Source organism: Pseudomonas baltica, assembly GCF_014235765.1.
Classification (GTDB): domain Bacteria; phylum Pseudomonadota; class Gammaproteobacteria; order Pseudomonadales; family Pseudomonadaceae; genus Aquipseudomonas; species Aquipseudomonas baltica.
In genome coordinates, this window is sequence record NZ_JACMYH010000002.1 from 61,410 (window position 1) to 74,498 (window position 13,089).

The 13,089-nt window shown below is 62.5% G+C and carries 11 protein-coding genes; 7 read left to right on the forward strand and 4 right to left on the reverse strand.

What is annotated here, in order from left to right:
* The first annotated feature begins 72 nt into the window (after nucleotides 1–72).
* The 7 genes from H7993_RS09725 (at nucleotide 73) to H7993_RS09755 (ending at nucleotide 7,396) form a co-directional block, all read left to right on the forward strand.
* Complete coding sequence (locus H7993_RS09725; RefSeq protein ID WP_185794254.1) at nucleotides 73–942, forward strand: LysR substrate-binding domain-containing protein; 870 nt, start codon at nucleotides 73–75, stop codon at nucleotides 940–942.
* Nucleotides 943–1,094: 152 nt separating this feature from the next.
* On the forward strand, nucleotides 1,095–2,171 hold the full coding sequence (locus H7993_RS09730; RefSeq protein WP_185794255.1) for a putative 2-aminoethylphosphonate ABC transporter ATP-binding protein: 1,077 nt from the start codon (nucleotides 1,095–1,097) through the stop codon (nucleotides 2,169–2,171).
* Between the two features lies 1 nt (nucleotide 2,172).
* Nucleotides 2,173–3,897: a putative 2-aminoethylphosphonate ABC transporter permease subunit gene (locus H7993_RS09735; protein ID WP_185794256.1), complete on the forward strand. Its 1,725-nt coding sequence runs from the start codon at nucleotides 2,173–2,175 to the stop codon at nucleotides 3,895–3,897.
* Between the two features lie 15 nt (nucleotides 3,898–3,912).
* Complete coding sequence (phnX, locus tag H7993_RS09740) at nucleotides 3,913–4,740, forward strand: phosphonoacetaldehyde hydrolase (protein WP_185794257.1); 828 nt, start codon at nucleotides 3,913–3,915, stop codon at nucleotides 4,738–4,740.
* Nucleotides 4,741–4,795: 55 nt separating this feature from the next.
* Complete coding sequence (locus tag H7993_RS09745) at nucleotides 4,796–5,806, forward strand: putative 2-aminoethylphosphonate ABC transporter substrate-binding protein (RefSeq protein WP_122476599.1); 1,011 nt, start codon at nucleotides 4,796–4,798, stop codon at nucleotides 5,804–5,806.
* A 13-nt stretch (nucleotides 5,807–5,819) separates the two neighbouring features.
* On the forward strand, nucleotides 5,820–6,959 hold the full coding sequence (locus H7993_RS09750; protein ID WP_185794258.1) for a TIGR03364 family FAD-dependent oxidoreductase: 1,140 nt from the start codon (nucleotides 5,820–5,822) through the stop codon (nucleotides 6,957–6,959).
* A gap of 107 nt (nucleotides 6,960–7,066) precedes the next feature.
* On the forward strand, nucleotides 7,067–7,396 hold the full coding sequence (locus tag H7993_RS09755) for a hypothetical protein (protein ID WP_185794259.1): 330 nt from the start codon (nucleotides 7,067–7,069) through the stop codon (nucleotides 7,394–7,396).
* On the opposite strand, the gene H7993_RS09760 is transcribed toward H7993_RS09755, so the two are convergent.
* From H7993_RS09760 to map, 4 genes are all read right to left on the reverse strand, one after another.
* The gene (locus H7993_RS09760) at nucleotides 7,393–8,127 is read right to left on the reverse strand and encodes a M12 family metallopeptidase (protein ID WP_185794260.1); all 735 of its coding nucleotides are present in this window, start codon (nucleotides 8,125–8,127) and stop codon (nucleotides 7,393–7,395) included. The two genes, H7993_RS09755 and H7993_RS09760, sit on opposite strands and share 4 nt — an antisense overlap.
* Nucleotides 8,128–8,193: 66 nt before the next feature.
* On the reverse strand, nucleotides 8,194–9,390 hold the full coding sequence (gene dapC / locus H7993_RS09765) for a succinyldiaminopimelate transaminase (protein WP_185794261.1): 1,197 nt from the start codon (nucleotides 9,388–9,390) through the stop codon (nucleotides 8,194–8,196).
* A 1-nt stretch (nucleotide 9,391) separates the two neighbouring features.
* Nucleotides 9,392–12,094, reverse strand: a complete 2,703-nt coding sequence (locus H7993_RS09770) for a [protein-PII] uridylyltransferase (protein WP_122476591.1) — start codon at nucleotides 12,092–12,094, stop codon at nucleotides 9,392–9,394.
* Nucleotides 12,095–12,147: 53 nt separating this feature from the next.
* On the reverse strand, nucleotides 12,148–12,930 hold the full coding sequence (gene map / locus H7993_RS09775) for a type I methionyl aminopeptidase (protein WP_122476589.1): 783 nt from the start codon (nucleotides 12,928–12,930) through the stop codon (nucleotides 12,148–12,150).
* Nucleotides 12,931–13,089: the final 159 nt, after the last annotated feature.

Sequence of the window (13,089 nt, forward strand, 5' to 3'; positions counted from 1 at the left end):
TCGACAGAACCTGGCGCCATGTCACCCTGCGGACAACCCAATCTCGCTGCATTGCAAGGAACCCGGCCACTCATGCTCAGTGCAGAACTCAAGGCTTTCTACACCGTCGCGCTTCTAGGCAGCGTCACCCAGGCCGCCAAGAAGCTTGGCTTGAGCCAGCCGACGGTCACCACGCAGATTCGGCAACTGGAGAGCCGCTACGCCGTGGAATTGTTCTATCGGGGAGGGCGTCGTTTGACTGTCAGCGACGAGGGTGCCCGGCTGTTGCCCAAGGTCAAGGCGCTGTTGCAGCATGAGGCAGATATCGAGTTTCATTTGCGAAACTGCGGCCAGGCCCTTGGCGCATTGAGGATCGGAGCGACGGCGCCTTACTATATCCTCGATCTCATCAAGTCATTTCGCGAGCGGCTGCCACACATCGATGTGTCGGTGCAGATCGGCAACTCCCAGGATGTACTCGAGGCGCTCGAAGACTACCGGGTCGACCTGGCGGCCTCCTCGCAATGGCTCGACGACCCTCGCCTGATGCACCTGGTGCTGGGCACCGATCCTTTGGTACTGGCCGTTCACAAGCAGCACCCGCTGGCTGTGCAACAATGTGTACCGCCCAGCGCGCTGGCGGGCCAATGCCTGTTGATGCGCGAACATGGCTCGACCACCAGAACCTTGACCGAGCAGTTTTTGAACACCCATCAGGTTCGCCCAGGCATCGAGCTGGAAATCGGCAGCCGGGAATCCATCCGCGAAGCCGTTCTGCGCAATATCGGCGTGAGCTTGATCGCTCGCCAGGAAGTGCCCGTCAACCCGGATCTGCGGATCATTGCTATAGAAGGCGCGCCGCAGATCGCCGAGTATCTGTATTGCCTCAAGGACCGCAGGCAGGCCCGTTTGCCAGCGGCTTTTCTCGACGTCGCTCGCGACAGCGTCGCGCGTCAGACGTAGCCGTCCTGGAGACTGGGCAAATTCACCAATAGGACTATCGCCAGCTTTTGGCTATCTGCCACATCGTCGTCGCAATAACGCCCTAGCATTGCCTCATCGACACGCATGCCGCACTCCACAGGCGGCGCGTGCTCCACTTGATGAGGTGCCCCATGCTGCGTTCCAGCCCTACTGATGAAGCCTCTCCAGGCGTGACGATACGGATCGCCGGTCTGCGCAAGAACTTCGGCGCGTTCAAGGCGCTGGACGACGTATCGCTGGAGATCTCGCCAGGCGAACTGGTGTGCCTGCTCGGCCCGTCGGGGTGCGGCAAGACCACGTTGTTGCGATGCATCGCAGGGCTGGAACAGCAGAATCGCGGGGCCATCTACATGGGCTCCAGGGATGTCTCCAACCTGCCGCCTCAGGCCAGGGACTATGGCATCGTGTTTCAGTCGTACGCGTTGTTCCCCAATCTCACCGTCGAGCAAAACATCGGCTACGGCCTCGCCGGCAGCGCGCGCGATATCGTTCGTCAGCGGGTCGCTGCCATGCTCGAGCTGGTAGGGCTGACCGGCAGCGAGAAAAAGTATCCGGGCCAGCTTTCCGGCGGCCAGCAGCAGCGCGTCGCACTGGCGCGTGCGCTGGCCCCCGCGCCGTCGTTGCTGCTGCTGGATGAACCGATGTCTGCGCTCGACGCCCAAGTGCGCGAACACCTGTGCACCGAGCTGCGCACGCTGCAGCAGCGGCTTGGCATCACCACCCTGATGGTTACGCATAATCAGGAAGAAGCCATGCTGATGGCTGATCGGATTGCGGTGATGAACCAGGGGCGCATCGAGCAGTACGCCAGCCCGCAATCGATCTATGAAAGTCCCGAGACGCCGTTTGTGGCCAACTTCGTGGGGCAGGGCAACTGGCTGGCTTTCGAAGGCAATGGCAATGGTCATGCGCAAGTGGGCGCACTGCAATTGCGACTGGCCGATGCCGTCGCACCCCGCTGCGTCGGGCGCCTGTTCTGCCGTCCCGAGTCGATCTGCGTGAACCCTCGGCACTCGGAGGAAAACCTGTTCGCGGCGCAGATGCAGGACGTGACCTTCCTCGGCAACCGGTGCCGAATGAGCTTCGAATTCGACGAACTGCCGGGCCAGTCGCTGACCGCCGAAATCAGCGCGCGTCAGCTGCCACCTTCTGGCACGCGGCATATTCAGGTGGCACTGCCGCCACACAGCCTGCAGGTGTTTGCCTGAGATGCTTACCGCCAAGCTGTCACTGACCGGCAAAGGTCATGCACGCCGGGTTCAGCGCGCCGACCTGGGCGACCGGGTATTCGTCGTCGGGGGCAAAGTGCTGTTCTTGCTGCTCCTGGTGATAGCGCTGCTGTTGCCGTTGCTGGCGATCTTCTGGCGCGGTTTCAGCGACGATGCAGGGCAGGGCGGGGGGCTGATCGCAGCCCGGGAGCTGCTGGGCAGCGACAACTTTCACTGGTTGCTGGGTAACAGCCTGCGCGTTTCGGTCAGCGTTGCGCTCATCGTCGTCCCCCTGGCCTACCTGTTCGCCTACGCGCTGCAACGCACCCTGATTCCTGCCAAGGGCGTGTGGCGTGGGATATCCCTGCTGCCCCTGCTGGCGCCATCGATGCTGCCGGCCATCGCGCTGATCTACCTTTTCGGTAACCAGGGGCTGCTGCGCGGCCTGTTCACCGACAACATCTACGGGTTCTGGGGCATCGTCATCGGCGAGGTGATCTACACGTTTCCCCACGCCCTGATGATCCTGCTCTCTGCGCTCTCATTGAGCGATGCACGCCTGTTCGACGCGGCCTCGAGCATGGGCGCCAGCACCTGGCGGTCATTCCACAGCATCACCTGGCCCGCGACGCGACAAGCCGTGTTCGCCGCGTTCTGCCTGGTGTTCACCCTGACCATCACTGACTTCGGTGTGCCCGTGATCGTCGGCGGTGACTATCAGGTCCTGGCCATCGAAGCCTACAAGGCAGTGGTGGGTCAGCAACAGTTCGGCCGTGGGGCGCTGATCGGCATGGTGCTACTGGTGCCCGCACTGATCAGCTTTTCGATGGATGCCTGGTTGCGCCGCCGCCAACGTTCGTCCATGAGTGGCCGGGCGCAGGTACTCACGCCCCAGCCCTCGCGAGGACGGGACGGTTGCTACCTGTTGATCGTGATGCTCATCTGCGGCTGCCTGCTGGCGGTGCTGGGCATGGCGGTGTTTTCTTCCCTGGTGAAGTTCTGGCCCTACAACCTTTCGTTGTCGTTCAAGCACTACCTGTTCAGTGAAACCGCAGGCGGGGGATGGCTGGCCTATCGCAACAGCCTGGTACTGGCGAGCTGCAGCGCGGTGGTGGGGAGCGCGCTGATCTTCACCGGGGCCTATCTGATGGAGAAAACCCATGGGCAACCCGCCCTCAACCTGGCCCTGCGCATACTCACCTTCATACCCATGGCCGTGCCGGGCCTGGTGCTAGGCCTGGGCTACGTCTTCTTCTTCAACCTGCCTGACAACCCATTGCACAGCCTCTATGGAAGCATGGCGCTGCTGGTGATCTGCACCATCGCTCATTACCTGACCACCGCGCACATGACGGCAACTACCGCTCTGCGCCAATTGGACAGCGAATTCGAGGCGGCCGCGCGATCGCTCAAGGCTCCCCTGTATCGGCACTACCTGCGCGTCACATTGCCGATTTGCCTGCCCGCGCTGCTGGACATCATTCGCTACTTGTTCGTCTCGGCAATGACCACCGTTTCCGCTGCCATCTTTTTGTACTCGCCAGACAGCATCCTCGCGGCGGTGGCCGTACTGAACATGGACGACGCGGGCAATGTCGGCGGCGCCGCCGCCATGTCGACACTGATCCTGTTCACCTCGGCAGCCGTTTCCCTTTTGCTCGCCTGGGTTTCACGCGGCTTGCTGCGACGTTCACAAGCCTGGCGCCAGAGCACGCCTACCTGCTGATTTTCGGAGAACACCATGCACTATCAAGCCCCTGCCCAACTGCAAGCGGCCATTCTCGACTGGGCCGGCACCGTCGTCGATTTCGGCTCGTTCGCGCCCACCCGAATCTTCGTCGAAGCGTTTGCCACGTTCGATATCGAACTGAGCCTGGATGAAGCTCGTGGCCCCATGGGCATGGGCAAGTGGGACCATATTCGCAGCCTGTGCGACCAGCCGCAGATCGCGGCGCGCTTCGAGCAGCGTTTCGCCAGGCCACCGAGCGACGCGGACGTGACGGCCATCTACGAGCGCTTCATGCCGCTGCAGATTGCCAATGTCGGCAAGCACAGCGCGCTCATCCCCGGTGCGCTGCCGGCCATCGAGCACATGCGTCAAGCCGGGCTCAAGATCGGCACCACCTCCGGATACCCTCGACAGGTCATGGACCACGTCGTGGCACTGGCCGCAGTGGCGGGCTATCAGCCCGATCATGTGGTGGCTGCCGACGATCTGCCAACCGGCCGCCCCGGCCCCGCCCAGGCGTTGGCCAACGTCATCGCGCTGAGCATCGGTGACGTCGCTGCCTGCGTGAAGGTCGACGACACCTTGCCGGGCATTCTCGAAGGCCGCAGCGCAGGGATGTGGACGGTCGGGCTGCGCTTTTCCGGCAATTTTCTTGGCCTGGATTATCCAGCCTTCCAGGCGCTCACGCCCTCCGAGCTCGATCGGCACAGGCTGCGCATCGATGCCCTGTTCGCCCCGGTACGGCCCGATTACCTGGCCGACACCATTGCCGATCTGCCAGCGATCATCGATCGGATCAACGCACGCATGGCTCGTGGTGAAACCCCCGGCAGCCATTGATAGAACCTGTTCGGCCAACCGATACCGCCTTGTCCACTTCACTCAGGATCAAACCATGTTCAAGCCCCTTGCCTTCGCTGCAGTGTTCGCAGGCTTCAGCCTTCACGCCAGTGCCGCCACCGAGCTCACTGTGTACACCGCACTGGAAGCCGAGCAGCTGCAGACCTATGAAAAAGCGTTCGAGAAAGCCAACCCGGATATCGACATCAAATGGGTGAGGGATTCGACCGGCATCATCACGGCCAAACTGCTGGCCGAAAAAGCTCGCCCGCAAGCCGACGCAGTGTGGGGTCTGGCCGCCTCGAGCCTGGCAATCCTCGATCAGCAAGGCATGCTCGAAGCCTATGCCCCCAAGGATCTGCCCAAGATCGGCGCCAAGTACCGCGACCCGGCCAATCCGCCGGCTTGGGTTGGCATGGATGTCTGGGCCGCTACCATCTGCTTCAACACCATCGAAGCCGAGAAGCAGAACCTGCCGCGCCCGGTGAGCTGGCAAGATCTGACCAATCCGGTCTATCGCGGCAAGATCGTGATGCCCAACCCGGCCTCGTCCGGTACGGGCTTTCTGGACGTCAGCGCCTGGCTGCAAACCTTTGGCGAGGCACAAGGCTGGACCTACATGGACGCGTTGCACCAGAACATCGGGCAGTACGTCCACTCCGGTTCGAAGCCCTGCAAGATGGCCGCAGCGGGTGAGTTCCCTATCGGCATTTCATTCGAATACCCGGCGGTACAGCTCAAACGTCAGGGTGCGCCACTGGACATCATCCTGCCAAAGGAAGGCCTTGGCTGGGAGATCGAGGCCACTGCCGTGATCAAGGGCACCGCCCATCCCGAGGCCGCCAAGCGCCTGGCTGATTTCTCCGCCAGCGCGGCGGGCATGGAACTGTACAAGCAAAACTTCGCGGTGCTGGCCCAGGAAGGCTTGGCCAAGCCTCCCACCGAGCTGCCTGCCGACTACGAGCAGCGCCTGATCAAGAATGACTTTGCCTGGGCCTCGAAAGAGCGCGACAACATTCTGGCCGAATGGCGCAAACGCTATGACGGCAAATCGGCCAAGCCGTAGGGAGTGGGTTGAAATGAATCGGTATGAAAGTGATTTGCTGGTGGTGGGTGCGGGTATTCTCGGGCTTTCCCACGCCTATGCGGCGGCCAGGCGTGGCTTGAAAGTGCGGGTGTTCGAGCGTTCGGCGAGTCCGATCGGCGCGTCGGTGCGCAACTTCGGTCAAGCCCTGGTGACCGGTCAGCCACCGGGCATCATGCTCGACCTGGCCAAAGCCAGCCGCGGTATCTGGGCGAACTGGAGCGCTCGAGCGGGCTTCGAACTCAAGCGTAACGGCTCGCTGTTGTTCGCCCGTACCGAAGCTGAGGAGAACCTGTTGGCCGCCTTCAGTACAGGACGCGCCACGGAGCACGGCTACCGGGTCGAGCTGTTGCGCGGCAAGCCGCTGGACGACTTGTACGGCGGCCGATTCAGCCACCACCGAGCGGCCTTGCACGGCATCGACGACCAGCAACTGTATTCGCGCGAAGCCATACCCAAGCTGGTTGACTATCTGCAGCGCGAGCTGGGCGTGGAGTTTCACTTCTCGACGTTGGTCAATGGCGTCGAGCCCGGAAAGCTGCAGAGCACTGCTGGCCCCTTTCGCGGCCAGCAGGTCGTGGTGTGCTCCGGTCACGATTACCTGACGCTGCTCGCCGAAGCCATGGCTGCGCTGAAGCCCCAGGTGTGCCGTCTACAGATGCTCCGCGCTCGCCCTGTGTCGAACCTGAACCTGCAGCACTCGGTACTTACCGGTTTGAGTTGCGTTCACTACGGGGCTTTCGCCGATCTGCCCGAAGCGGCTGCCATCCGCCACGAAATCGAGCGCGACAGTCCGCACCTCGAAACGCACGGCATTCACTTGCTGATCAGTCCGACACCCTACGGTGACCTGATCATCGGCGATTCCCATGAATACGGTGTGGACGCTTCGCCGTTCAATGCCGAGCAGGTCGACCAGTGGATGCTGGAGCTGGCACAGGACACCCTGGGTTGCAACATTCAGGTAATAGAGCGCTGGCAAGGTGTCTATGGTGCCAAGGGGCCCCAGCCGTTTTCCCGCTTGAACATCGCGCCAGGCTTGAGTGCGACGCTGATGCACAGCGGAGTGGGCATGAGCGTCGGACCGGCTCTGGGCGAGCAGGCGGTGGCGGACATGTTTGGGGCGTTCGCTTGATCTGATGCAGGCGTTGGACGGGTTATCGATGCGCTTTCAGGGATTGAACACGCGGCCGGTTCTGTGTACTGTATATGCATACAGTAACTCATGCGAGGTCACATCCCATGCGCCGATTATCCAAACTGTGGACTGCCGTTGGTAGCGCTGTACCCGTGGTCGTTGGCTCGGCGCTGGGCGGGCTGGGCCTGGTTGACTTCAATACCCTGCTGGCTATCGCGCTGGTACCGCAGGTGGTTTTTCTGGTGATTGGCGAGTGGCCCGATTTCCAGCGCACCGGCCACCAGCAGGCGTGGGCGCAAGAGGAGTTCGCGCATCTACCGCGTTATACGGTGCGCCCGGTAGTGCGTCGACATCGGCTGATGGACAGTGCGGCCATGAATGAGGCGCTGGCCGAGTTCGACATCAACCAAGCCAGCCTCGGCCACGCACGCTAGGCCACGACCTTGGGGTAGATGCGCCGAGCGAACATCCGGTCGCGGCGGCTCAAGGTATGGTTGATCCCCACTTCCCAGTCGCCCACCGTCTGCTCCTGCAGCACCGAGTAATGCATGATCGACGCGCGGTCATAGGCCGTGCCCTTGGCCAGCGCCTTGTCGGTCTTGTCCAGCAGGTTGATGTCGACGGTCTGTTGATCAACGCCCTTGGCGGCGAAGTACGCATACAGCTTGGGGATGTCCCACGGGATGTTTGCCTTGGGGTGCTGATGCTCGTGCAGCAGCCCCAGCACGTGGCCGAACTCGTGCAAGACGGTACGCCCGAACAACGGATCGTCCGGTTTGACGCCCAGGGCCATGGTTGCATCCATCGGGCTGGCCAGCAGCGCATCGGTGCCGACCTGACTGTAGTTGTCGTCGCCGTCGGTATAGATGCGGATATCGGCAAGCATGCCGTCGACGAAATCGAACTTCAGGTTGGCCGACCGCAGCCACTGTCGCGCCACTTTCTCGATGGCTGCCTTGTGCACGATAGGGGTGTCGTTGAAGAAACCAATGGTCAGCGTGCGGCCGGGCGCCCAGAATTTCGAGAACTGGCCCAGGGCGCGCTTGGAGCGTCCGTTCGGCGAAGCACTCAGCGCATTGGTCGGGCGTTCGGCCATGGCAACGCGGCGTGATGCCTCGGCATCCAGTTCAGGAAGGGTCTTGCAGAACAGGGGATTGCACATCATCGATGACTCCTTGAAAAGAGCCACCGATGATGTCGTTCAAACGCCATGCAAAAGCGTAGCTATGTGTTATCGACGCTCGAGAAAGCGACGAATGCGCTGGGCGGCTTCGACACACTCACCCAGCGGTGCGACCAGCGCCATGCGCACGCGTCCGGCGCCTGGGTTGAGCCCATCGACGTCGCGCGACAGGTAGGAGCCGGGCACCACGGTGACGTGCTCCTGCTCGAACAGCTCGCGGCAGAACTGCGCGTCGTCCATGGGCACCTTGGCCCACAGGTAGAAGCTGCCGTCGGGGCGCTTGACGTCCATTACCGGGGTGAGGATATCCAGCACGGCATCGAATTTCTCCCGGTACAGGTCGCGGTTGGCCAGTACGTGGGCTTCGTCTTCCCAGGCGGCGATGCTGGCCAGTTGGGTCTGCACGGGCATCGCACAGCCGTGATAGGTGCGGTACAGCAGGAAGGCCTTGAGAATGTCGGCGTCGCCGGCCACGAAGCCCGAGCGCAAACCCGGCAGGTTGGAGCGCTTGGACAGGCTGTGGAACACCACGCAACGCTTGAAATCGCTGCGCCCCAGCTCGGCACAGGCGGTCAGCAGGCCGGGCGGTGGCGCGTCTTCGTCGAAGTACAGCTCGCTGTAGCACTCGTCCGCAGCGATCACGAAGTCATGCTCGTCGGCCAGGGCGATGAGTTTCTTCAAGGTCGGCATCGGTACCAGGGCACCGGTTGGATTGCCGGGCGAGCACAGGAACAGGATCTGGCAGCGCTGCCAGACCTCGGCCGGTACCGCGTCGAAATCCGGGTTGAAGCCGTTCTGGTCCAGGCAAGGCAGGTAATGCGGTGTGGTACCGGCGAGCAGGGCGGCGCCTTCGTAGATCTGGTAGAACGGATTGGGGCTGACCACCAGCCCGTCGACGTCACGCTGTGCAACGGTTTGGGTGAAGGCAAACAGCGCTTCGCGGGTGCCGTTGACCGGCAATACGTGGCGCGCCGGATCCAGCCAGCCCGCCGGGACCTGGAAGCGTCGTTCGCACCACGCGGCGATGGCTTCGCGCAGTGCTGGAATGCCCTGGGTGGTCGGGTACACCGCCATCTGGTCGAGGTTGTCGGCCAGTGCCTGCTTCACGAAGGCTGGCGAGGCGTGCTTGGGTTCGCCAATGGACAGGGCGATCGGACGTTTGTCCGCAGCGGCCGTGACGCCCGCCAGCAAGGCGCGCAGTTTCTCGAAAGGGTAGGGCTGCAGCTGGTTCAACGCGTGGTTCATATCAAATGCTCAAACGGGACAGCTCGACGCCGGGCGCCTGGCTGACACTGAGTTGGTCGATGATGGTGGCCTGCAGCCGACTGCACAGTTGCGGGTCGGACAGGGGCAGATTGTTCGCATCGGTAATGAAGAACACGTCTTCCACGCGTTCGCCCAGCGTGGAAACCTTGGCGTTCTGCAACGACAGGTCGAACTCCAGGAAGATCTTGCCGATGCGTGCCAGCAGGCCGGGCCTGTCGGGCGCGCTCAGCTCCAGGATGGTGACCGGACGCTGGGCATCGTTCTGGATGGTGACCTGCGGGGGGAACGCGAAATGCTTGAGCTGACGCGGCACGCGGCGATGAATGATGTTGGGGTAGTCATCGGGGTTGCGCAGCGCATCGCTGAGGCCCTGGCGAATCTGCGCGATGCGGCGCGGGTCGTTGCCGATCGAGCCGCCGTCGTTGTCCAGCACGATGTAGGTATCGAGCGTGAACTGGCTGCTGGAGGTGATGATGCGGGCGTCGTGGATGTTCAGGTTGAGCTGGTCCATGGCCGCCACCGTCACCGCGAAGAAATCGTGCTGGTCGGGCGCGTAGATGAAGATCTGCGTGCCGCCCTCGAAGTCGCGCTGGGTGGTTTCCTTGATCAGCACCAGCGGATCGCCATTGGCGGGCTGCTGCAGGATGGCATCGGTATGCCAGGCCACGTCGCCGGCGTTGTGGCGCAGAAAATAGTCGTCGCCAAGCTGCGACCAGAGCTGCTCGATGTCGTCCTGATCGGTGCCGCCGCGTACCAGTATCTCCAGCGCCGCGCTCTGCGTGCGGCGGATCTGTTCTTCGCGATCCAGCGGGTTCTCCAGCCCGCGACGCAGTGCGCGCTTGGTTTCGGTGTACAACTGGCGCAGCAAGCTGGCACGCCAGGAGTTCCACAGGCTGGGATTGGTCGCGTTGATGTCGGCCACGGTGAGCACGTAGAGGTAGTCCAGGTGCACCTCGTCGCCCACCTGCTGGGCGAAGTCATGGATGACCTGCGGGTCGGACAGGTCCTTGCGCTGCGCGGTGGTCGACATCACCAGATGGTTCTGCACCAGCCAGACGATCAGGCGGCTGTCCCAGGCGGGCAACTGGTGGCGCTGGCAGAACTGCGCGGCATCCACTGCGCCAAGCTCGGAATGGTCGCCGTTGCGGCCTTTGCCGATGTCATGGTACAGCCCGGCGAGGTAGATCAGCTCCGGCTTGGGCAGGCGCTCCATGACCTTGCTGGCCAGCGGGAATTTCTCCGAAACCTGGGTGTACTGAAGCTTGCGCAGGTGCTTGATCAGGTTGAGCGTGTGCGCATCCACTGTATAGATGTGGAACAGGTCGTGTTGCATCTGGCCGATGATATCGCCGAACTCGGGCAGGTAGCGGCCCAGGATGCCGTAGCGATTCATGCGGCGCAGGTTGCGGTGAATGCCGACTTCGCACTTGAACAGCTCGATGAACAGGCTGGTGTTGCGGATATCGTTGCGGAAGCTGTCGTCGATCAGGTGGCGATGCTCGCGCAGCAGGCGGATGGTGTCCGCGCGCACGCCCTTGATCTCCGGGTTCTGCGCCATCAGCACGAAGATTTCCAGCATGGCGAACGGTGTGCGCTTGAAGACCTGGGTGTGGGTGGCCTCGATGTAGCCATCGTGCAGCTGGAAGCGCGAATTGATCGGCACCGTGGAGCCGGCTTCGGGGTCGCCGAGAATCACTTCCTCGAAATGCTGGATGATCAGGTCGCTGAGTTCGGCGATGCTCATCACCACGCGGTAGTACTTCTGCATGAACCGCTCGATGGCCAGTTTCGCATCGCTGTCCTTGTAGCCCAGCAAGCCGGCGATGGAGCGTTGGTGATCGAACAGCAGGCGATCTTCCGCACGCCCGGCAAGCATGTGCAGGGCGTAGCGCACTTTCCAGAGGAATTCCTGGGAAGAGGCCAGCAGGTTGTTCTCGCTCTCTACCAGGAAGCCTTCCCCGGCCAGCGCGTGCAGGTTCAGCGTGCCGAACTGACGGCGCGCCACCCACAGCAGGGTCTGGATGTCGCGCAGGCCACCGGGCGAGCCCTTGACGTTGGGTTCCAGGTTGTACTCGGTGTCGTTGTACTTGTGGTGGCGGGCGTTCTGCTCGGCGCGCTTGGCCAGGAAGAACTCGCGGCTGGGCCACATCCGCTCGGTGCTGGTGACCTCGAGCATGCGCTTGCGCAGCCGTTCCGGGCCGGCGATGGTGCGGCTTTCCATCAGGTTGGTGATGACCGTGATGTCGGCGCGCGCCTGCTCGGCGCATTCATCTATGGAGCGCACGCTCTGGCCCACTTCCAGGCCGATGTCCCACAGCAGCGTGAGAAAACGCTCGATCGAATCGCGGAACACCTCGTAGTCGGCGCTCTCGAGCAGGATCATCAGGTCGATGTCGGAGTAGGGGTGCAGTTCGCCGCGGCCATAGCCGCCCACGGCGACCAGGGCGATGTCGGCATCCTCGTCCCAGTCGAACTGGCTCCACGCCCGCTCCAGGATATTGTCGACGAACCAGGCACGGTCTTCGATCAGCCGGCGAATGTCACGTCCGTTGCGAAAACGCTCGTCGAGCACATCGTGAGCCTGGCGAATCGCCTTCTTGAAGGCTGCGATAGGGCTGGCCTTGAGCGCCAGTTCGGCCTGGAACTGGCCGCGATCGAACAACTCCGGATCCACCTGCGGCATGTCGTATTCCTGAAGAGATTAGTGGCCTGAACGGGTTGCCCGCACGCGTGGCTTCACGCCGAGACGCGGGGAATGGTGTCGTCGCTGCGCAAGGTGAAGATTTCGTAGCCGCTGGCGGTCACCACCAGGGTGTGCTCCCACTGCGCGGACAGCTTGCGGTCCTTGGTAATGGCCGTCCAGCCATCGCCCAGCACCTTGGTGTCGGCCTTGCCCTGGTTGATCATCGGCTCGATGGTGAAGGTCATGCCTTCCTTGAGCTCCATGCCAGTGCCGGCACGCCCGTAGTGCAGCACCTGCGGTTCTTCGTGAAACACCTTGCCGATGCCGTGGCCGCAGAATTCGCGTACCACGGAAAAACCGTTCTTCTCGGCGTGCTTCTGGATGACTTCGCCGATGTCGCCCAGGCGGCATCCGGGCTTGACCAGCTCGATGGCCTTGTACAGGCATTCCTGGGTCACCTGCGACAGGCGCTCGGCCCACACCGGCACGCTGCCGACGTGGAACATGCGGCTGGTGTCGCCGTGGTAGCCGTCCTTGATCACGGTGACGTCGATGTTCAGCACGTCGCCATTCTTCAGCGGCTTGTCATTGGGAATGCCGTGGCAGACCACATGGTTGATCGAGGTGCAGATCGACTTGGGGTAACCCTTGTAGTTGAGCGGGGCAGGGATGGCCTGTTGCTCGTTGACGATGTAGTCGTGGCACAGGCGGTCGAGCTCTTCGGTAGTGACACCGGGCTTGACGTGAGGCGCGATCATCTCCAGCACATCGGCCGCCAGGCGGCCGGCAATTCGCATCTTCTCGATGTCTTCGGGGGTCTTGATGGTAACGGTCATTCGGGGCTCTCTGAGCGCTTGCGCGCGTTCGCAGGCTGGAAATCGAGGCGATTCTACCAGAGCCGCCGCGGACTGCCGCGCGGCGCTGGCGGCGCCTCTATATAAGAGGTGATGGCGCGCATTGTCGCGCGAATCAGGCAGCGGCGCAAAAGCCGTTGT